The sequence below is a fragment of the Micromonospora sp. NPDC047465 genome, assembly GCF_040643125.1.
GTDB lineage: Bacteria > Actinomycetota > Actinomycetes > Mycobacteriales > Micromonosporaceae > Micromonospora.
In genome coordinates, this window is sequence record NZ_JBEYTP010000014.1 from 30,769 (window position 1) to 49,383 (window position 18,615).

At 73.3% G+C, this 18,615-nt stretch carries 20 protein-coding genes; 8 read left to right on the plus strand and 12 right to left on the minus strand.

Annotated features, from left to right (window positions below):
* Positions 1–36: 36 nt before the first annotated feature.
* Positions 37–852 carry an HAD family hydrolase gene (locus ABZ793_RS15175; RefSeq protein ID WP_357457139.1) on the minus strand — a complete coding sequence of 272 codons (816 nt, stop codon included), beginning with the start codon at positions 850–852 and terminating at the stop codon, positions 37–39.
* A gap of 105 nt (positions 853–957) precedes the next feature.
* On the opposite strand from ABZ793_RS15175, the gene ABZ793_RS15180 reads away from it, so the two are divergent.
* Together ABZ793_RS15180 and ABZ793_RS15185 are read left to right on the plus strand one after the other, a co-directional pair.
* Positions 958–1,917, plus strand: coding sequence for a DMT family transporter (locus tag ABZ793_RS15180; protein ID WP_357457141.1), 960 nt, complete (start codon positions 958–960; stop codon positions 1,915–1,917).
* Between the two features lie 137 nt (positions 1,918–2,054).
* A complete protein-coding gene (locus ABZ793_RS15185) occupies positions 2,055–4,256 on the plus strand; it encodes an APC family permease (protein ID WP_357457143.1) in 2,202 nt (733 codons plus the stop codon).
* Positions 4,257–4,284: 28 nt separating this feature from the next.
* On the opposite strand, the gene ABZ793_RS15190 is transcribed toward ABZ793_RS15185, so the two are convergent.
* Together ABZ793_RS15190 and ABZ793_RS15195 are read right to left on the minus strand one after the other, a co-directional pair.
* On the minus strand, positions 4,285–5,037 hold the full coding sequence (locus tag ABZ793_RS15190; protein ID WP_357457145.1) for a GNAT family N-acetyltransferase: 753 nt from the start codon (positions 5,035–5,037) through the stop codon (positions 4,285–4,287).
* 40 nt (positions 5,038–5,077) lie between these two features.
* A complete protein-coding gene (locus ABZ793_RS15195) occupies positions 5,078–5,902 on the minus strand; it encodes an SDR family NAD(P)-dependent oxidoreductase (RefSeq protein ID WP_357457147.1) in 825 nt (274 codons plus the stop codon).
* 128 nt (positions 5,903–6,030) lie between these two features.
* Between ABZ793_RS15195 and ABZ793_RS15200 the strand changes: the two genes are divergently transcribed.
* Complete coding sequence (locus ABZ793_RS15200; RefSeq protein ID WP_357457149.1) at positions 6,031–6,987, plus strand: CoA ester lyase; 957 nt, start codon at positions 6,031–6,033, stop codon at positions 6,985–6,987.
* 54 nt (positions 6,988–7,041) lie between these two features.
* On the opposite strand, the gene ABZ793_RS15205 is transcribed toward ABZ793_RS15200, so the two are convergent.
* Positions 7,042–7,545, minus strand: coding sequence for a DUF4190 domain-containing protein (locus ABZ793_RS15205; RefSeq protein ID WP_357457151.1), 504 nt, complete (start codon positions 7,543–7,545; stop codon positions 7,042–7,044).
* A gap of 190 nt (positions 7,546–7,735) precedes the next feature.
* Here ABZ793_RS15205 and ABZ793_RS15210 point away from each other — a divergent pair, with 190 nt between their 5' ends.
* Positions 7,736–8,572: an SDR family NAD(P)-dependent oxidoreductase gene (locus ABZ793_RS15210; RefSeq protein ID WP_357457347.1), complete on the plus strand. Its 837-nt coding sequence runs from the start codon at positions 7,736–7,738 to the stop codon at positions 8,570–8,572.
* 19 nt (positions 8,573–8,591) lie between these two features.
* Here ABZ793_RS15210 and ABZ793_RS15215 read toward each other — a convergent pair whose 3' ends face one another.
* The gene (locus tag ABZ793_RS15215; protein WP_357457153.1) at positions 8,592–9,149 is read right to left on the minus strand and encodes a DUF4190 domain-containing protein; all 558 of its coding nucleotides are present in this window, start codon (positions 9,147–9,149) and stop codon (positions 8,592–8,594) included.
* Between the two features lie 172 nt (positions 9,150–9,321).
* Here ABZ793_RS15215 and ABZ793_RS15220 point away from each other — a divergent pair, with 172 nt between their 5' ends.
* Positions 9,322–10,518, plus strand: a complete 1,197-nt coding sequence (locus ABZ793_RS15220; RefSeq protein WP_357457155.1) for an acyl-CoA dehydrogenase family protein — start codon at positions 9,322–9,324, stop codon at positions 10,516–10,518.
* Positions 10,519–10,530: 12 nt separating this feature from the next.
* Here ABZ793_RS15220 and ABZ793_RS15225 read toward each other — a convergent pair whose 3' ends face one another.
* The 4 genes from ABZ793_RS15225 to ABZ793_RS15240 all read right to left on the minus strand — a co-directional run bounded on the left by ABZ793_RS15225 (position 10,531) and on the right by ABZ793_RS15240 (position 14,608).
* Positions 10,531–11,277, minus strand: a complete 747-nt coding sequence (locus ABZ793_RS15225; protein ID WP_357457157.1) for a hypothetical protein — start codon at positions 11,275–11,277, stop codon at positions 10,531–10,533.
* Between the two features lie 70 nt (positions 11,278–11,347).
* Positions 11,348–11,755, minus strand: coding sequence for a CoA-binding protein (locus ABZ793_RS15230; protein ID WP_357457159.1), 408 nt, complete (start codon positions 11,753–11,755; stop codon positions 11,348–11,350).
* A 22-nt stretch (positions 11,756–11,777) separates the two neighbouring features.
* On the minus strand, positions 11,778–12,506 hold the full coding sequence (locus ABZ793_RS15235) for a hypothetical protein (protein WP_357457161.1): 729 nt from the start codon (positions 12,504–12,506) through the stop codon (positions 11,778–11,780).
* 23 nt (positions 12,507–12,529) lie between these two features.
* Positions 12,530–14,608: an intein-containing Rv2578c family radical SAM protein gene (locus ABZ793_RS15240; RefSeq protein WP_357457163.1), complete on the minus strand. Its 2,079-nt coding sequence runs from the start codon at positions 14,606–14,608 to the stop codon at positions 12,530–12,532.
* Between the two features lie 92 nt (positions 14,609–14,700).
* Between ABZ793_RS15240 and ABZ793_RS15245 the strand changes: the two genes are divergently transcribed.
* Entirely contained in the window at positions 14,701–15,120 is a 420-nt protein-coding gene (locus ABZ793_RS15245; protein WP_357457165.1) for a DUF393 domain-containing protein, read from the plus strand.
* Here the strand turns inward: ABZ793_RS15245 and ABZ793_RS15250 are convergent.
* The 3 genes from ABZ793_RS15250 to trxA form a co-directional block, all read right to left on the minus strand.
* Positions 15,084–16,001: an HTTM domain-containing protein gene (locus tag ABZ793_RS15250; protein ID WP_357457167.1), complete on the minus strand. Its 918-nt coding sequence runs from the start codon at positions 15,999–16,001 to the stop codon at positions 15,084–15,086. The two genes, ABZ793_RS15245 and ABZ793_RS15250, sit on opposite strands and share 37 nt — an antisense overlap.
* Entirely contained in the window at positions 15,998–16,438 is a 441-nt protein-coding gene (locus ABZ793_RS15255; protein WP_357457169.1) for a hypothetical protein, read from the minus strand. Before ABZ793_RS15255 ends, ABZ793_RS15250 begins: the two co-directional genes overlap by 4 nt.
* A gap of 136 nt (positions 16,439–16,574) precedes the next feature.
* Positions 16,575–16,937, minus strand: coding sequence for a thioredoxin (trxA, locus tag ABZ793_RS15260; protein ID WP_091098340.1), 363 nt, complete (start codon positions 16,935–16,937; stop codon positions 16,575–16,577).
* 548 nt (positions 16,938–17,485) lie between these two features.
* Between trxA and ABZ793_RS15265 the strand changes: the two genes are divergently transcribed.
* Positions 17,486–18,001 carry a MaoC family dehydratase gene (locus tag ABZ793_RS15265; RefSeq protein ID WP_091098336.1) on the plus strand — a complete coding sequence of 172 codons (516 nt, stop codon included), beginning with the start codon at positions 17,486–17,488 and terminating at the stop codon, positions 17,999–18,001.
* 61 nt (positions 18,002–18,062) lie between these two features.
* Complete coding sequence (locus ABZ793_RS15270; protein WP_357457172.1) at positions 18,063–18,587, plus strand: hypothetical protein; 525 nt, start codon at positions 18,063–18,065, stop codon at positions 18,585–18,587.
* The last annotated feature ends 28 nt before the right edge of the window (positions 18,588–18,615 follow it).

Here is an 18,615-nt window from a genome sequence, read left to right on the forward strand (position 1 = left end):
GGGCCGGTCACGCCGTGGGCCGCGGGCACGGCCGGGTCAGGAGAGGCAGCCCGCCGGCACGGATGCCGCCGCCGGCACGGATGCCGCCGCCGGCACGGATGCCGCCGCCGGCACGGATGCCGCCGCCGGCACGGATGCCGCCGTCGGCGCGGGTGCCGCCGGCGTCGGCGACCGGTCGACCAGGTCGACCACCTCGTCGAGCGAGCGCAGCACCGGCCCGCGCCAGGCCGCGTCGGCGTTGAACACCATGTGCTCGGCCAGGTCCGGCGCGGCCAGCCGCACCGCGGTCATGCCGGCCCGCTCCGCCCCGGTCAGCTCCTGGCTGCCGCCGTCGCCCACGTAGAGGCAGTCCGCCGCGGCCACGCCGAGCCGCCCGCACGCCGCCTGGTAGAGCGCCAGGTCCGGCTTGCAGCGCCCGACCTGCACCGAGAAGACCCGCACGTCGAGCAGCGGGGCGACCGGCAACTGCGGCAGGAACGCCGGCAGCTCGTGGGTGCAGTCGCTGATCACCCCGGTCCGCAGGCCGCGCCGGCGCAGCGCGGCCAGCGTGGGCACCGCCTCGTCGCGCAGCCGCGTGTCGGCGCGTACGGCCCGGTGGCGGGAGGCCACCGCCGACCGGACCGCGTCGTCCGAGGGGTGCACGCCGGCCTGCTCGCAGACCCAGCGCAGAGTCGCCTCGGCGTTGCCGTACCGGCCGCAGGCCCGCTCGTAGAAGGTGCGGTCGAGCACGTCGACGAGCGTGTGGGGCGGGCAGCCGAGCAACTCGGCGGTCGACCGGTGCGCCGCGCCCCGCTGCACGGAACAGGTCAGCGTGCCGAAGAAGTCGAACAGCACCGCCTGGTAGGTGGGCATGGGAGCGCCTCCGGGCGGTCGAGGGGGTCGCCGGCGCGGACAGGCATGATCGTAACCGAGCGTTGACCGTCCGTGGTGGCCCGTGCCGTGTGAGGATTGCTCCCCGTGCCCACCGCACCACACCGCCCGACACTCGACCCGGTGACCACCGGGGCGCTCGTCCTGGCCGTCGTCGCCGTCTCGTCGTCCGCCCCGCTGGTGGCGTTCGCGGCGGCGCCCGCCCTGGCTGTCGCGTTCTGGCGCAACACGCTCTCGGTCGCCGTGCTCGGCCCGTACGCGCTGGGCCGGCGGCGCGCCGAGTTCCGGTCGCTGACGGTCGGCGCCGGGCGGCGCGAGGGCCTCTACTGCGTCCTGTCCGGGGTCGCCCTCGCCGCCCACTTCGCCACCTGGATGCCGAGCGCCCAGCTCACCTCGGTCGCCGCGGCGACCGCGCTGGGCGCCACCCAGCCGGTCTGGCAGGGCCTGATCGCCCGCGGCCAGGGCCGCCGCCTGCCGGTCGCGGTGTGGGTCGGCATCGGGGTGGCGGTCGCCGGGGCGGCCCTCGCCACCGGGGCCGACTTCGGCGTCTCGGGCCGGGCCTTCGCGGGCGACCTGCTGGCGGTGGTCGGCGGGATGTTCGCGGCGGTCTACACCGCGTTCGGCGAGCGGGCCCGCACGACGATCAGCACGACCACGTACACCACCATCTGCTACGGGGTCTGCGCGCTGCTCCTGCTGGTGCTCTGCCTGGTCGGCGGGGTGCCGCTGACCGGCTTCGACACCGGCACCTGGGCCGCCGTGCTGGCCCTGGTGGCCGGCGCCCAACTGCTCGGGCACTCGATGTTCAACTACGCGCTGCGCCGGGTCTCGGCGACCACGATCAGCGTGCTGGTCCTGCTGGAGGCCCCGGGCGCGGCCCTGATCGGCTGGGCCTGGCTGGGGCAGCTGCCCCGGGCCACCGCCCTGTCCGGGCTGGCGCTGCTGCTGGCCGGCGTCGCGGTGGTGGTGCTCGGCGGCGCCCGCGCCGCCCGCCGCGTCCCGGCGTCCACCGCCGTCCCGGCCGACGTAGGCCCGCTGCGCGACTGACCGCCCGCCACCCCGTGCCCCGGGCACGGTCGGCCTGCCGCCGACCACTCTTTGCCGCGAGAACCGCCGTTCCGCCCGCCGGGAGCGGTCGCGTCCGTGAGAGTGCGGGGGAGGGAAGACACGGGACGGGACGGCGGATGGCGAAGCGGGACGGCGGCAAGGGCGATCGCGGCACGGTCGTCACGCCGTCGGCCGAGTTCCCGCCACTCGACCCGGACGAGCTGCGTGCGCTGCGCCGGATCGGCGACCGCTGGCGGGCCGCCCGGCCGGGCCGACCACCCGGCGGGGACATCCTGCCCGTCGATCCGACGCTGCGTCGTCATCCCGGCCAGCCGGCCCCGACCCGGTTCGGCCGGCTCGCCCCGATCGCGATGTTCCGGGTCGGGGAACCGGACGAGCTGGTCGCCGCCGAGCCGGCAAACCTGCCCGGCACCCGCCTCGGCCGGGCGGGCACCCGGTTGCGGCGGGTGCTGTTCGGGCCGCCGCTGAGCAGCGCCGCTGTGCTCTACGAGCGGATGCGCAAGCTGGTCGCCCTGCCGGTGCTCTCCTCCGATTTGCTCAGCTCGGTGGCGTACGGGCCGGAGGCGATGCTCGCCGTGCTGCTGCTCGCCGGCAGCGGCGCGCTCGGACTGTCCCTGCCGCTGGCCGCCGGGCTGGCGCTGCTCATGGTCGCGGTCGGCGTCTCCTACCGGCAGACCGTGGCCGCCTACCCGCACGGGGCCGGCTCGTACATCGTGGCCGGCGACAACCTGGGCGCGGGGGCGGGCCTCGCCGCGGCGGCGGGTCTGATGATGGACTACGTGCTGACCGTGGCGGTGTCCGTCTCCGCCGGCGTCAAGGCGGTCACCTCGGCGGTCCCGGGGCTGGCCGGCTGGACGGTGCCCCTCGGGCTGGCCGTGGTCGGCGTGTTGCTCGCGGGCAACCTGCGCGGCGTCCGCACCGCCGGCAACCTCTTCGTGCTGCCCACGTACGCCTTCGTGGTCGCGCTGCTGGCGCTGCTCGCGGTCGGTTGGTTCCGCGTGGCCGAGCGGGGATTCGTGCCGGTCGACCCGCCGCCGGTGCCGGCCGTCGAGGGGTTGGGGCTGCTGCTGGTGCTCCGCGCGTTCTCCTCCGGCGCGGTGTCGATGACCGGCATCGAGGCGGTCTCGAACGCGGTGCCCGCGTTCCGGCCGCCGGAGTGGCGCAACGCGCGCATCACGCTGACCTGGATGGTCGCGATGCTGGTGCTGTTCTTCCTCGGGCTCATCGGGCTGATCCACCTGTCCGGGCTGGTGCCCACCGCCGAGCAGTCGATGCTCTCCCAGTTGGCCCGGGTAACGTTTCCCAGCGGTCCCTGGTACGGGCTGGTCCAGGCCGCGACGGCGATGATCCTGCTGCTGGCCGCGAACACCGCCTTCAACGGCTTTCCCCGGCTGCTGTTCTTCATGGCCCGGGAGGGTCACGCGCCGCGCCGGTTCCTGCACATGGGGGATCGGCTCGCCTTCAGCAACGGGCTGGTCGCGCTGACCGCCGCGGCGGCGGTGATCCTGGTGGCCTTCCGGGGGCGCACCGAGGCGCTGATCCCGCTCTACGCGGTCGGGGTGTTCCTGGCCTTCACCCTGTCCCAGACGGGAATGGTGGTGCACTGGCGCCGCCGGCGCGGGCCCGGCTGGCGACGCCGGGCGGCGATCAACGCGGTGGGCGCCGTCTTCTCGGGGCTGGTCCTGGTCACCGCGGCGGTCGCCAAGTTCACCGAGGGCGCCTGGGTGGTGGTCGTCGCCGTGCCGCTGCTGATCCTGCTGTTCCGGGCCATCCAGCGGCACTACCGGATGCTGCACCGGTCCCTCGCGCTGCACCCGCCGCCCGCCGGCCCGGCGCCCGGGCCGCCGGTGGTGCCGGCGCGGCCGCCCGCCGCCGGGCCCGCCGCGCCCGAGGACGAGGAACTGCCCGAGCAGGTACGCCACCTCGTGGTGGTGCCGGTCGCCCGGCTGAACCGGTCCTCGCTGCGGGCCCTGGCGTACGCGGCCTCGCTCGGGCAGCCGACGCTGGCCGTGCACATCGCCCCCGAGGAGCCGGAGGCGGACCGGTTCCGGGAGCAGTGGCAGGCATGGGGCGACCACCTGCGGCTGGAGACGATCGTGTCCCCGTACCGGGCGGTGATCGGGCCCCTCGCGCACTACCTGGAGGCGCTGCACTCCTCCCGCGCCGACCTGGTGCTGACCGTCGTCGTGCCGGAGGTGGTGCTACGCAGCCGCTGGCACCGGCCGCTGCACAGCCGTACCGAGCACCGGCTCCGCGCGGCGCTGCGCCGGCTGCCCGGGGTGGTGGTCACCAGCCTGCCGGTGCACCTGGACGAATAGCTTCCTCGCCGGCCGGTGGCGGCGGCCGTCAGACCTCGTGGACCTCCAGCACCCGGGCGGCCGGGGCGGCGTCGCCCAGCGCGGCCCGCAGGGCCACCCGCTCCGGGTCGGCCAGGAAGGCGTCGTAGCCGTCGCGGGTGTCGAACCGGATCAGGTGCACCTCGGAGCGCCCGTCGCCGGTCCGCAGCCGGCGCTCCAGCCGCCCGCCGTGCCGCCCGAGCAGGCCCAGCACCGTGTCCTCGTACCGCCGGCCGCCCTCCACCTCGGGCAGCTCCACCAGGGCGACCACGCGCAACGCCGCAGCCGGATCCGTAACCAGCGACTTCCAGAAGTGGTGGTCGACGTGGCCGCCCGGGATGCCCTCCCGACGCCCGGTGTCGAGGTAGCCGTTGCGGCGGTAGAACTCCGGCGCCTGGAACGAGAACGAGGCGACCGACAGCTGGGTACAGCCGCGCCGGCGGGCCTCCTCCTCGGCGGCGCGCAGCAGCCGGCCGCCCCAGCCCTCGGCCCGCCGGTCCTCGCGCACCCACACCATGTTGATGCCGGCGCAGTCGCCCCAGGTCCAGCCGGTCAGCCCGGCGACGAGTTCGCCGGCGGCGTCGGTGACCCGGACGGAGAGGTCGGCCTCGTCGGCCGCGCCGGTCGCCCGGTTGTTGAAGGCGGTCAGCTCGGCGTCGAGCCGGGCCGCCAGCTCCTTGTCCGCGCCGAGCACCCGCAGGGTGTCACCGTTGCCGCCGCCGGCCGTCGCCTCGCGCGCGGCGGTGTCGTTCCCCGTCGTCATGCGGCGGAGTATGGCAGCGGGGCGGCCACGGGCGACACCGCTATCCCGCGACGCCGACCGCCTCGGCGCTGGCCGCCCAGAGCCGGGCGGCGAGCTGCGGGTCGGCCGCCTTGCGCAGCGGCCGGCGCGGCTGCCGGTCGGCGTAGTAGCCGCCGGTACGCAGCCGGGACGGGTCCTGGTTGGCGAGCCAGACCAGCGTCTCGGCCCCCTTCTCGGGGCTGCGGAACGGCAGCAGCCGCATGCCCAGGGCGACCAGCCGGCTGTCGCTGCCGAACCGGGTGCGCACCACGCCGGGGTGGAAGCAGTACGCCGGGACCTCCGGCCAGCGCCGGGCCGCCTCGGCCGTGAACAGGATGTTCGCCTGCTTGCTGGTGCCGTACGCCTGCACCGGCCGGTAGCGGCGCAGCGGGGCGTTCAGGTCCTCCGGGTCGAGCGCGCCGCTGCGGTGTGCGCCGGAGGCGGTCACCACCATCCGGCCGACCCGGTCCCGCAGCAGGTTGCTGAGCAGGAACGGGGCCAGGTGGTTGGCCTGGATCGACAGTTCGAAGCCGTCGACGGTGGTGAGCGGCTGGAGGACGATCGCGCCCGCGTTGTTGGCCAGCACGTCGATCCGGTCGTACGCGGCCCGTAGCTGCTCGGCCAGCCGGCGTACGTCGTCCAGCACCGCGAAGTCGGCCCGGAACAGCTCGGGCCGCTCGCCGGACGCCTCCCGGACCTGCTCCGCCGCGGCCTGGAGCCGGGCCGGGTCCCGGCCGACCAGTACCACCTGGTCACCGCGGCGCGCCAGGTCCACCGCGGCCGCCAGCCCGATGCCCGAGCTGGCCCCGGTCACCACCACCAGCCGACGCCCAGTGAAATCTTCCACAGGTCCATTCACCCCGGTCACGGCACGAGGTTACCGTGGCGTCACAACGCCCTTTGGGATCGTTAAGTTCTCGCCTTTCTCGTCAGGTGGCGTCGGCGTGCCCGCCGGTCGCTGGAAGGAGCGCATCCATGGCCGCAGTCGGTCGCCCCCGCCGGTCCTGCCTCGCGGTACCCGGCTCCAGCGTCAAGATGCTCGGCAAGGCCCAGGGCCTCCCGGCCGACCAGGTCTTCCTCGACCTGGAGGACGCAGTCGCCCCGCTGGCCAAGCCCGACGCCCGGAAGAACATCGTCGCGGCGCTCAACGAGGGCGACTGGTCGGGTAAGACCCGCGTCGTGCGCGTCAACGACCTGACCACCCCGTGGACCTATCGGGACGTCATCGACGTGGTCGAGGGGGCCGGCGCGAACCTCGACTGCGTCATGCTGCCGAAGGTGCAGAACGCGGCCCAGGTGCAGTGGCTCGACATGACGCTGACCCAGCTGGAGAAGACGCTCGGCCTGGAGGTCGGCCGGATCGGCATCGAGGCGCAGATCGAGAACGCCGCCGGCCTGGTCAACGTGGACGCCATCGCCGCCGCCTCGCCCCGGGTCGAGACGATCATCTTCGGCCCGGCCGACTTCATGGCCTCGATCAACATGAAGTCCCTGGTGGTCGGCGCCCTCATCCCGGACTACCCGGGCGACCCCTACCACTACATCCTCATGCGCATCCTGATGGCCGCGCGGATGCACGACAAGCAGGCCATCGACGGCCCGTTCCTGCAGATCCGCGACGTGGACGCGTTCCGCGAGGTGGCCAAGCGCTCGGCGGCGCTCGGCTTCGACGGCAAGTGGGTGCTGCACCCGGGCCAGATCGACGCCGCGAACGAGGTCTACTCGCCGGCCCAGGCCGACTACGACCATGCCGAGCTGATCCTCGACGCGTACGAGCACTACACGTCGGAGGCGGGCGGCAAGCTGGGCGCGGTGATGCTCGGTGACGAGATGATCGACGAGGCGTCGCGCAAGATGGCGCTGGTCATCGCGGCGAAGGGCCGGGCGGCCGGGATGACCCGGACCTCGACCTTCACCCCGCCGGCGGAGTGAGGCGGCACCGTACGAACCGTGCCGCCCCGGCCCGCGCCGGGGCGGCACGGTTGTTCAGTAACTGCTGCTCGAGCTGCCCTGGGTGATCGCCAGGACGATGATCCCCACGTAGAAGAGGATCAGAAGAACGAACAGGCCGGTGAGGATCCAGCCGATGATGATGGCGGCCTTCGCCATGCCCTCGCCGCCCTCGCCGGTCTGCCGGATCTGCTTGGCCGCGACGTGACCGAGGATCGCGCCGACCGGCGCGGTGATGCAGGACGCGAAGCCGACCAGGGAGAGCACCAGGGCGGCGATCGCCATGCCGTTGGTCTTCTGCGGGGCGCCGTAGCCGTACGCCGGGTAGGCCGGCGGCGGGTATCCGGCGGGCGCGGGCTGGGCCGTCTGCTGCATGCCGGCGTACGGGTCGCCGCCCGCGTACGGGTCGGCCGGGGCGTATGGGTCGGCGGTGGGTTGGGTGGGAACGGGCTGGCCGCTCACCGGGTCGGCGGGCGGGCTCGACTGCTGGCCCGACCACGCCGGGTCGTTCCAGCCGCCGGACGGCGGGGGATATGTCATTCGTCTACTCCGTTGGGTGCGGGTGCGCCCGCCAGGGTAGTCAGGCCGGCGCAAACCCTGGGGGGTCGCCACCTGGTGTGCCGCGTTGCCCGGGCCCCGGGAAGCGGGCAGGATCCTGACCATGGTGATTGACGCGCGAGCCGCGGACCGCTCCGGAAGCCGACCGAGACGGGACGCGAGCCGCCCCGGCCTGGCCCGGCGCACCCGGGCCGCCGCCCCGGCGGGCCCCGCCGGCACCGACGAGCCGGCGCCGCTGCCGGACCCGGTGACGATGCGGCTCGACGGGAAGGTCGCCCTGGTCACCGGGGCCGGCAGCCCGGACGGCATCGGGTACGCGACGGCCCGCCGGCTGACCGACCTCGGCGCTCGGGTCGCCATCGTCTCCACCACCCGACGCATCCATGAGCGGGCCAGCGAGCTGGGCGTGACTGGTTTCGTCGCCGACCTCACCGACGAGTCGGAGGTCGGGGCGCTCGCCGACGCGGTCACCGAGCAGCTCGGCGACGTGGAGGTGCTGGTCAACAACGCCGGGCTGGCCAGCCGGGCGAGCCCCGAGGTGCTGCGGCCGGTCGCCCAGCTCAGCTACGACGAGTGGCGCGGCGAGATCGACCGGAACCTCACCACCGCGTTCCTGTGCAGCCGGGCCTTCATCGGCGGCATGGCCGAGCGGGGCTGGGGCCGGATCGTCAACCTCGCGGCCACCGCCGGGCCGGTCAACGCCCTGCCGACCGAGGCGGCGTACGCGGCGGCCAAGGCGGGCGTGGTCGGGCTGACCCGGGCGTTGGCGATGGAGATGATCGCCGACGGGGTGACCGTCAACTCGGTCGCCCCGGGCACCATCCACACCGCGGCCTCGACCGTCGCCGAGATCAAGCAGGGCCTCGGCACCCCGGTCGGCCGCCCCGGCACGCCGGACGAGGTGGCCGCGGCGATCACCTTCCTCTGCTCGCCGGCCGCGTCGTACATCACTGGGCAGATGCTGGTGGTGGACGGCGGCAACAGCGTCCGCGAGGCGCAGTTCCGGTGAGCCGGGCGGACGGCGGGCGTCAGTAGGTGGTGCCGCTGTCGCCGGCGGCGACGACCAGGGCGATCCAGCCGCAGCAGGCGAGCAGGCCCAGCCCGGTGAAGACGTAGCTGAGGACGAGGCCCCAGGTGGCGAGCTGGTCGCCCTCCTCGCCCGTGCTGCGGATCTGCCGCTTGGCCAGGTGCCCGAGCACGATGCCCGCCGGGGCGAACACGAACGCGAGCACCAGCGAGAGGATGGCCAGCACGTTCGTGCCACCGCCGGGCCGGGGGCCGGACGGCGGGCCGTACTGCCCGTAGGGCACCTGCGGGGTGTACGGCGGCTGGTGTGCCCACTGCTGGCCGTGCGGCGGCTCGCCGGGCTGCTCGTAGGAGGGCTGCCCGTACGCCGGCTGCTCGTGCGAGGGCGGGCCGTAGGACGGCTGCTCGTAGTCGGACGGCTGCCCGTACGGGGGCTGCTCGTGGCCGGGTGGGCCGTACGGCGGCGGCTCGGACCGCGCCGGGTCGTGGCCCGGCGAGGGCTCCCAGGGCGACGGCGGCCGGTCCGGATCGGGCGGGCCCGGCGGCGGTGGCTGGCTCACGGTCTCCTCCTGCCGGTGGCGATCACGTCCCTCTTGCCGGACGCTACCCGCAGCGGTGAACCTTTTCACAGCGGTTGTGTGGACTGGTCACCTTGGCCTCGCCCGCCAGGCGGCTGATACTGACCCAGCGTTCAGTTACCCATGAGTAAGGCGCCGACCCCCGGAGGCTGAGATGGCCCGACTCGCCCAGACGCCCGGCCTGACCGATGTGCAGCGGTCGATCCTGGAGACCGTCCGGGAGTTCGCCGACAAGGAGATCATCCCGCACGCGCAGCGGCTGGAGCACGCCGACGAGTACCCGACCGACATCCTCGACGGAATGCGCGAGATGGGCCTCTTCGGCCTCACCATCGACGAGGAGTACGGCGGGCTCGGCGAGTCCCTGCTCACCTACGCCCTGGTGGTCGAGGAGCTGTCGCGGGGCTGGATGTCGATCTCCGGCATCGTCAACACCCACTTCATCGTGGCGTACCTGATCTCCCAGCACGGCTCCGCGGAGCAGAAGGCCCGGCTGCTGCCGATGATGGCCACCGGCGAGGTGCGCGGCGCCTTCTCGATGTCGGAGCCCGAGTGCGGCTCCGACGTGTCCGCGATCAAGTCGAAGGCCGTCCGGGACGGCGACCGGTTCGTCATCAACGGCCAGAAGATGTGGCTGACCAACGGGGCGTACTCCTCGGTCGTGGCGACCCTGGTCAAGACCGACACCGGCGCGGACTCGGTCTACGGCAACATGAGCACCTTCCTGCTGGAGAAGGAGCCCGGCTTCGGCGAGACCGCGCCCGGCCTGACCATCCCCGGCAAGATCGACAAGATGGGCTACAAGGGCGTCGAGACCACCGAGATGGTGCTCGACGGGGTCACCGTCCCGGAGACCGCCGTCCTCGGCGGCGCGGAGAAGGTCGGCCGCGGCTTCTACCAGATGATGGACGGCATCGAGGTCGGCCGGGTCAACGTGGCCGCCCGCGCCTGCGGCATCTCCATCCGCGCCTTCGAGCTCGCCGTCGCGTACGCCCAGCAGCGCCGCACCTTCGGCCAGCCGCTCGCCAAGCACCAGGCGGTCGCGTTCAAGCTCGCCGAGATGGGCACCAGGATCGAGGCCGCGCACGCCCTCATGGTCAACGCCGCCCGCCTCAAGGACGCCGGCCAGCGCAACGACGTCGAGGCCGGCATGGCCAAGCTGCTCGCCTCGGAATACTGCGCCGAGGTGGTGCAGGAGGCGTTCCGCATCCACGGCGGCTACGGCTACTCCAAGGAGTACGAGATCGAGCGGCTGATGCGGGAGGCCCCGTTCCTGCTCATCGGCGAGGGCACCTCGGAGATCCAGAAGACCATCATCTCGCGGGGCCTGCTCAAGGAGTACAAGCTCTGACGGGCACGCCGGTCACCCGCCGGCCGGCTCGACGGCCGGTTCCGGTGCGGTGACCGGCCCCGCCGCCAGCACCTGCGGTCGTTCCCGGTACGCCTCGATCGCGGCCGCCAGGCGCTGCTCCGGCACCGCCACGTCCCGACCGCCGACCACCGGCGCCGGCTCCAGCGACCGCCACACCCTCGGCCGCAGCCGCACCCCGGCGAGCCGGCCGTCCTGCCGGTGCAGGCTCACCCGGTCGATGTCGGACCAGTCGTACCGCCGGCGACCGTGCCGGATCCCGCTCGCGGTCAGCGCCAACCGCCCGGTGAACCGCACGCCGGAATAGGCGACGAAACCGGTCGCCACCGCCAACCCGACCAGGAGCGCCAGCCGTACGACCCGGGCCCACTGCGGGTCGGCGGGCAGCAGCATCGTCACCACCAGCGTCATCGCCGTCGCGAAGGCCAGGGCGGCGGCCAGGTCGACCCGACCGGCCAGGGACCGCCTAGCGACCAGACCTGGCTCGATCTTGTCCAGGCCGGCCACCCGTTCCCGCCAGGCCAGCCGGGCGTCCTGCCGCGGGCGCCACCGCCGCAGCAGCGCGGCCAGACCGACGAACAGCCAGAAGACGCCGGCGGTCCCGTCCACCTCGAACCGGGGTACCAGGGACAGCGCTGCGGCCACCACCACCGTCACCGTTCCGGCCATCGTCGCGGCAAGCAGCCGGCGGGCCCAGAGGCCGTCGTCGCGCTTCGGAAGTCGGCGCTGTCGGGGGGACACGGCCGCAGGGTACGGGCCGCGGACAACCGCGGTCGGTCCTCGCCGTTGCGGCGCGACCTTCCGAGCCGGGTCAGCTCAGTCGGGTCAGCCCGGCCGCCGCGCGCTCGACGACCAGGCAGCGGTCCTCGACGTAGTCGACGCCCGCCTCGGTGGCGATCCGCCGCGCCTCGGCCGAGACGATGCCGAGCTGCAACCAGACCGCCGGGGCGCCGATCGCCACCGCCTCGCGCACCACCTCGACCGCGTCCTGCGCCGGGCGGAACACGTCGACCAGGTCGACGGGGTGCGGGATGTCGGCCAGCGACCGGTAGACCCGCTCGCCGAACAGTTCGTCGGCGGTAGGGTTGACCGGGATGACCCGCCAGCCGTACCGCTGCATCTGCAACGGTACGCTGTGCGCGGCCTTGCGCGGGTCGCGGGACGCGCCCACGACGGCGATCACGGCGGAGTCGGCGAGGATCTGCTGAGCGGAGCGCACCCGCCGACTCTAACCCCGCCGATCAGCCGCCGCCCCCGAGTACGCGGCGCAGCCGGGCGTGCTCCTCGGGCGTGCCGATCGCCGCGCGGTGCTCAGGATGGGCGGCGTAGTGCCGGACCGCCCCGACCAGCAGCTCCGGCGCGACGTCCAGCTCGCCGGTCTCGACGATGGCACGTCGGCGCGGAACCATCCCCCGGTGGCGGACCAACTCCGGGCTCCGCACCGGCAGCCGGAGGAAACCGGACTGCCGTGGCGAACCGACCGGAGCCGCCGGGTCGAGGGCCTCCCACGGTACGAAGGTGTGCCGCAGCGGGTCGCCTGCGGTGATCCCGGCCGGGGTGAGCGCGACCTCCGGGACCTGTCGCCAGAGGGCGACCGACAGGATCACGGTGAACGCGCCGGAGAGGCCCGCGAAGAACCACGACAGTCCGTCCTGATCGGAGACGGACTGGTAGGTCAGCTGGTAGGCGAGGAAGGCGAGCAGGACGCAGCGGTAGCTCGTCCGGGTCTTGGGCGGCCCGAAGAAGGCGCGCTCCCGCTCGTCCACCCGCAGCTCGGCGTCGCCGGGTCGGCCGAAGACCCGGACCAGGCTCCAGATCAGCAGGAGCAGCGGCAGCAGCGTGAGGACGGGGGCGGAGCCGTCCGCGCGCACCGCCCATCCGGCGGCCGTGCCCCACGGCAGCCCGACGGTCAGCGCGATCGCCACCGCGATCCGTTGCCGGCGCAGTGCCCGGTCGATCGTCTCCCGCACGGCGGCAGGGTATCGGCCGGCGTCTACAGCAGACTGAGCTGCTCGGCGGCCGGCGGCGCGGGTGTCGGGTCGGGCAGGCGACGGTTGTCCCCGTGCTCGCCCCGGTGCAGCCCGTGCCGGCGCGACGCGATCCGCACCCGCGCCGTCAACTCCCGCTGGTAGGACTGCGGGGCGTACGCGCCGGAGCGGTAGAGCTCGCGGTAGCGGGGGACCAGATGGGGGAACTCGCGGCCGAGCCAGCGCGCGTACCACTCCCGGGCTCCGGGGCGCAGGTGCAGCGCCAACGGGGTCACGCTGGTCGCCCCGGCCGCCGCGATCGCCGCCACGGTGGCGTCGATCGAGGCGTCGTCGTCGCTGAGCCCGGGCAGGATCGGCGCCATCAGCACCCCGACGTCGAAGCCGGCGTCGGTCAGCGCCCGCACCGCGTCCAGCCGCCGCCGCGGGCTGGGCGTGCCCGGCTCGACCGCGCGCCAGAGCCGCTCGTCGACGAAGCCCACCGAGAAGGAGACGCCGACCCGGGTCACCTCGGCGGCCTGGCGCAGCAGCGGCAGGTCCCGCAGGATCAGCGTGCCTTTGGTGAGGATCGAGAACGGGTTGGCGAAGTCGCGCAGCGCCGCGATGATCTGCGGCATGAGCTGGTAGCGCCCCTCGGCCCGCTGGTAGCAGTCCACGTTCGTGCCCATCGCGACGTGCGCGCCCCGCCAGCGCGGCGCGGTCAGCTCCCGCCGGACCAGCTCACCCGCGTTGACCTTGACGATCACCTTCCGGTCGAAGTCCGCGCCGGCGTCCAGGTCGAGATAGGTGTGGGTGTTCCGTGCAAAGCAGTTGTGGCTCACGACGCCGTCGGCGATGAAGTCGCCGGTGCCGGTCGTGATGTCCCAGAGCGGCAACTCCAGCCCGAGGGGCTCGATGCTGACCACCTGGAGCGCGGCCTGGCACTTCAGCGCGGCGCCCTCGATCGACCGCTTCCGGGTGATCGCCGGGTCAGTCAGGTGGAAGAAGCGCAGTCGTTCGGGCAGCCCTCCGGTCAGACGGATCTGTCGCACCCGGTTCGCGCGGCCTCCGTCCTCCAACACGGTCGTGAAGCCGAAGTGGCGCAGAGCATCCGACGCGTGGTCGAGGATCTCGTCGTCGCCGTTGCTGATCCGGAAGACGCCCTGGCTGCAACCGCCCTCGGCGTCGAAGATCCCGGCGAGGTAGCCCAGCCGCCAGTCGTCGGTGAGATCGTCCGGCCACCGCACCAGCGTGGTGATCGCCTCGATCGAACGTCGCCGGGACGTACGGATCGCCTGGATAGCGCGCCGGGCTCCGCTGGGCGGGGTGAACGAGAAGCGGTCGGTTTCCACGCCGAAGTCGGCGAGGTAGCGCTCCGTGCGACGCAGCGCCTCCTCGTCGGCGAGTGCGAGGCGGAACCGGTGTACCACTCCGTACGAATAGCGGTACGTACCGAGGTTTGCGTCACCGCGGACCATTCCGCAGAGGTAGCCCCGCCGGTAGTCGACCGAGTCCTTGGGGCCCGTGGCGAACCGGCCGGTGCCGATCAGGCGGTTGTTCGTGGTCAGGTAGGGACGCTGGCCAGCACCGTTCATCGCGCCGGTGACGTGTTTCCAACCCCGCTCTGAGAGGAATCGGTGGTCACCGCTGGCGACCAACGTCGTGCCGTCCTGCAGGGTGACGCGGTAGGCGGGCTTCACGGTGGACCACTTGCGCAGGACCGTGGTGACGACGTAGCGCCGGTAGGCGCCACGGCGCTCGGTCCCGTAGATCCGGTCACCGATCTCCAACTCGCTGATGGGCTTCGTGCGCCCGTCGGCCATCAGGATCGGGGTGTCACCCGACAGGCAGTAGACGCATGCATGACTGCATCCCCGGTACGGGTTGATCGTCCACTCGAAGGGGACGCGGGACGCGCCGGGCACCTTGTTGATGATCGACTTGGCCCGGATCTCGTAGAACGTCATGCCGGCGAAGCCCGGGGTGTCGAAGGTGCGGGCGATCGCGCCGGGCAGCGCCAGCGGCAGGGGTGGCGTCGCTGGCGCTGCCCGATCGGGGACCCCCTCGTCCGGGGGAGCGGAGAGGTTGTCCCAGCGCATGACCCTCATTCGAACACGCGTACGAGCGGAGCGCAAGCGACCCGCCGTGTTCCCGCCCACCTCGGCGTTCGGTCTGTAGCCGGCGGGTGCAGGATGGAGGCATGGAGAGGTCGACGTTCGTCTACGACGGGGACTGCGCGTTCTGCACCCGGTGCGCCGAGTTCATCGACCGGCGGATCCCCACCGGTGTGCGCGTGGTGCCGTGGCAGTTCGCCGACCTCGACGCGCTCGGCCTGACCGAGGCGGAGTGCGAGGAGGCGGTGCAGTGGGTCGGCGCGGACGGCTCCCGCGCGGCCGGCCCTGACGCGATCGCGAAGCTGCTCGGCGACAGTGGCCCGCTCTGGCGGATGGCCGGCACCGGCCTCCGGTTCCCGCCGGTACGCGCCGCCGCCTGGCCCGCGTACCGCTGGGTCGCCCGCAACCGGCACCGGCTTCCGGGCGGAACGGCCGCCTGCGCGCTGCCCCAGGAGGCGCGGGAGCGCCTCTACGGCCCGTCCGGTCGGCCGGCGGCGGACGCCTGACCGGCGAGTGACGGCGCGGGGCCGCCCGTGTCGACGGGCCGTCCGCCGCTCCCCTCGCGGCGGGTGAGCAGCCGGCGCGCCCAGACGACCGGCCGGACCCGTTCCAGCGGCAGGAAGCTGGTCATCGCGGCCAGGTGCGGGGCGAACGAGATGGTGATGGTCGCGACGGTGACCAGGTGGAACGAGTAGAAGAAGCCGACCGTCGCCAGCCGCCAGCGTTCCCGCAGCAGGAAGACCACCGGGCTGAGCAGCTCGAACGCGACGATGCCGAACTGCGCCACGATCAGCAGGTACGGCACCGAGGCGATCAGGTCGGCCAGTTCGGTGCCGCGCCGGAGGATCGCCCGGGCCAGCACCGAGCCGGTCAGCCAGTCCAGCCCGCCGAAGCGCAGCTTGGCCCAGGCGGCCAGGAAGTAGGTGCAGATGACGGCGATCTGGGTGACCCGCAGGGCCCAGCCGCCGGCCTCGGTGCGGGTGGCGTCGCCGTGCCGGGCCCGGCCGGCGGTGGGCAGCACGGCCAGCGCGACGAGCAGGCCGAACCGGTCGTGGTCGACCTTGCCGTAGCTCATCGCGACGATCATCCACTCGAAGTAGAGCGCGAAGACGGCCCAGCCGAGCAGCCGGGGCGCCCGGCCGGTCGCGGCGAGCAGGGCGAGCAGCAGCAGGGCCCAGAAGATCACGGCGACCAGTGCCGGGGTGGGCGTGGGCAGCGGCAGCACCCGCCCCACGAACAGCGGCTGGTAGAGCTCCCCGGGCACGGCGACCCGGGTGCGGATCCACGGGGTGAACACGACCAGGTCGGCGGCGACGAAGAGGTAGATCAGCGTCCGGAAGGCGGCCACCCGGCCGCGGGGCACCGGCTCGGTCAACCAGCGGCTCATGGGTGCGCCTTCCAGGAGACCACCGTCTCGTCGGTCCAGCGGCCGGTGGGCCGGCCGTCGCGGATGCCGTGCCAGCGGATCACGATGCGGACCTCCACCAGCTCGGCCGCGTCGGGGTGGCGTTCGGCGTACGCGTCGGCGACCTCGGTGAGCAGTTCGGGGTCGGCGGCGTAGCGGTCCTGCTGGCCCTCGATCTCGGCCCGGCGGATGCCGGTCGCGCGCTCGCCCAGGTCGACGACCGCGCCGGTGCTGTCGACGCCCTCGATCCGGGTGTCCGGGGCGGGGGAGTTCGGCGGGTTGGAGGTCGAGTACATCCGGAACGGGCCGAACGGGAAGTGGTCGTCGGTGCCCCAGACGGTGCCGGCGAGCAGGACGGCCAGGCCGAGGGCGGTGGCGGCGAGCCGGATCGCGCGTCCACGGCTGGTCAAGGTCTCCATCGGGTCGTGACGATACGGGATGTACCGCCCGCTCCGGGTCCCTCCGACGGCCACTTGTCGCCGCCGGGCGGACGGGGTCGCGGACGCGACGACGGCCGGGCCCGTGGGGGGCCCGGCCGTCGTGGAGCGGGTCGGCTCAGTGCTGGTGACCGGCCAGCTTCTGCCGGACGTCGTCCATGTCGAGTGCCTGGACCTGCTCGATCAGGTTCTCCAGGGCGGACTCGGGGAGGGCGCCCGGCTGGGCGAAGACGATGACGCCGTCGCGGATCGCCATGATGGTCGGGATGGAGCGGATGTCGAACTTGGCACCCAGCTCCTGCTGCGCCTCGGTGTCGACCTTGCCGAAGACGATGTCGGGGTGCTTCTCCGAGGAACGCTCGTAGACCGGGGCGAACCGCTTGCACGGGCCGCACCACTCGGCCCAGAAGTCGACGAGCACGATGCCGTCGCTGCCGGCCACCTCGTCGAAGTTTGCCGTGGTCAGCTCTACGGTTGCCATGAAAGTCTCCGATCGGCGCGGAATAGCTACGTCTGGTGGAACCAGGGCGTACCGCGTGGAATTCCCGGCAGTTGCGCGCCGAAACGCGCGCTCACGGCCCGTGGGGGTGGTCCCGCTCCCATCGACGGAGTTGGCTTTGCCTCGGGGTGCTGATCGCAAGTGCACAACGCATTTGCGTGACCAGCGGTGATGGGAGCGCTTCCATAAAGATCGCCTCAACGGATCGGCGCAATTCAGCAATCTGGCGGTTGACAAGCGGCTATCCGGTGTGCGGAGATCGCCGAAGGCTCCCGATGTGATGACACAGAGTAGTGTTACAAAAAGATAAATGTGACCTCTGTCTCTGTTCGGTCCTCGTTGTCGTACGGCAGAATCTTCCGCATCAGAGCGTGGGCGGCGGGTGCCGGGGAGGGCCCCGCCGCTCATTGCGTCTCCCCTCGGTAGCGCCGGTGTGACATTTCCGCACGGCCCGCGCCCCACCCGTCGCCTTAACACTCCATAAGGCATGCTGTGCCGAACTCCATCGCCGCCCGTCGAAGGGGACAAGGATGCAGTTCGGCCGCTACTACGAGGAGTTCGAGGTCGGCGCGGTCTACCGGCACTGGCCCGGCAAGACGGTCACCGAGTACGACGACCACCTCTTCTGCCTGCTCACCATGAACCACCACCCGCTGCACATGGACGCGCACTACGCCGAGTCCGCGAGCCAGTTCAAGCGCAACGTGGTGGTCGGCAACTACATCTACTCCCTGCTGCTGGGCATGTCGGTGCCCGACGTCAGCGGCAAGGCCATCGCGAACCTCGAGGTCGAGTCGCTGCGGCACGTGGCGCCGACCTTCCACGGCGACACGATCTACGGCGAGACCACGGTGCTGGACAAGCGCGAGTCGTCCTCCAAGCCCGATCGGGGCGTGGTCTCGGTGGAGACCCGGGGTTACAACCAGGACGGCACCATGGTCTGCGTCTTCCGCCGCCGGGTGATGGTCCCCAAGAAGGAGTACGCGGCCACGACCGTGCCCGAGGGCGTGGACCCGGAGCGGCCGAGCTTCCCCGAGCCGCGCTGACGTCGACGGCCCCTTCCCGCCAGGTTCGTGTGGAAGGGGCCCTTTTCCCCTTCCGGGGCATATGCTGGCGCCGGAGGTCCCCATGAGCCACTCCGTCGCCGGAGAGCCGCCCTCTGCCGGCCGCCGCGCCGCACCGCTGACCACCGCCGTCTACTCCGCCGCCGAGTGGGATCTGCTGACCAGCCTGCCCGGCCGGGTGATCGTGGCCGCCGCCGCGCCCGGCCCCGGCCGGCCCCGCCGGGGGGTCTCCGCCGGGCTCGCCGGCCTGGACGCGGTCGCGGCGGGTCGGGCCTTCGACAGCGATCTCGTCCGCGCGGTGGTCGCCGCCATCTACGCCCGCCACGACGGGGCCGCCCCGTCGGTCGACCGGCTCGCCGACCTGGTGGACCTGCTGGCCGCCTGCCGCGCGGCGACCCGGGTGCTGCGGCGGGCCGATCCCGCCGACTCGGCGGCGTACCGGCAGTGGGTGCAGTCCGTGGCGGCCCGGGTCTGCCGGGCGGCGACGCCCGGGGCCGAGGCGCTGCCCCCGGCGCCCGCCGACCGCCGCTTCCTCGACCGGCTCGGCGGCGCGCTGGGGCTGGGCTGATCCGCCGCCGGCCGGCCCCGTCGGCGTC

Excerpts from the sequence above, each read along its gene's own strand:
- ABZ793_RS15245 (WP_357457165.1), top strand. The coding sequence starts at position 14,701 with ATGGAGAGGTCGACGTTCGTCTACGACGGGGACTGCGCGTTCTGCACC.
- ABZ793_RS15185 (WP_357457143.1), top strand. The coding sequence starts at position 2,055 with ATGGCGAAGCGGGACGGCGGCAAGGGCGATCGCGGCACGGTCGTCACG.
- ABZ793_RS15220 (WP_357457155.1), top strand. The coding sequence starts at position 9,322 with ATGGCCCGACTCGCCCAGACGCCCGGCCTGACCGATGTGCAGCGGTCG.
- ABZ793_RS15200 (WP_357457149.1), top strand. The coding sequence starts at position 6,031 with ATGGCCGCAGTCGGTCGCCCCCGCCGGTCCTGCCTCGCGGTACCCGGC.
- ABZ793_RS15265 (WP_091098336.1), top strand. The coding sequence starts at position 17,486 with ATGCAGTTCGGCCGCTACTACGAGGAGTTCGAGGTCGGCGCGGTCTAC.
- ABZ793_RS15205 (WP_357457151.1), bottom strand. The coding sequence starts at position 7,545 with ATGACATATCCCCCGCCGTCCGGCGGCTGGAACGACCCGGCGTGGTCG.
- ABZ793_RS15255 (WP_357457169.1), bottom strand. The coding sequence starts at position 16,438 with ATGGAGACCTTGACCAGCCGTGGACGCGCGATCCGGCTCGCCGCCACC.
- ABZ793_RS15190 (WP_357457145.1), bottom strand. The coding sequence starts at position 5,037 with ATGACGACGGGGAACGACACCGCCGCGCGCGAGGCGACGGCCGGCGGC.
- ABZ793_RS15240 (WP_357457163.1), bottom strand. The coding sequence starts at position 14,608 with ATGAGGGTCATGCGCTGGGACAACCTCTCCGCTCCCCCGGACGAGGGG.
- ABZ793_RS15250 (WP_357457167.1), bottom strand. The coding sequence starts at position 16,001 with ATGAGCCGCTGGTTGACCGAGCCGGTGCCCCGCGGCCGGGTGGCCGCC.
- ABZ793_RS15270 (WP_357457172.1), top strand. The coding sequence starts at position 18,063 with ATGCTGGCGCCGGAGGTCCCCATGAGCCACTCCGTCGCCGGAGAGCCG.
- ABZ793_RS15175 (WP_357457139.1), bottom strand. The coding sequence starts at position 852 with ATGCCCACCTACCAGGCGGTGCTGTTCGACTTCTTCGGCACGCTGACC.
- trxA (WP_091098340.1), bottom strand. The coding sequence starts at position 16,937 with ATGGCAACCGTAGAGCTGACCACGGCAAACTTCGACGAGGTGGCCGGC.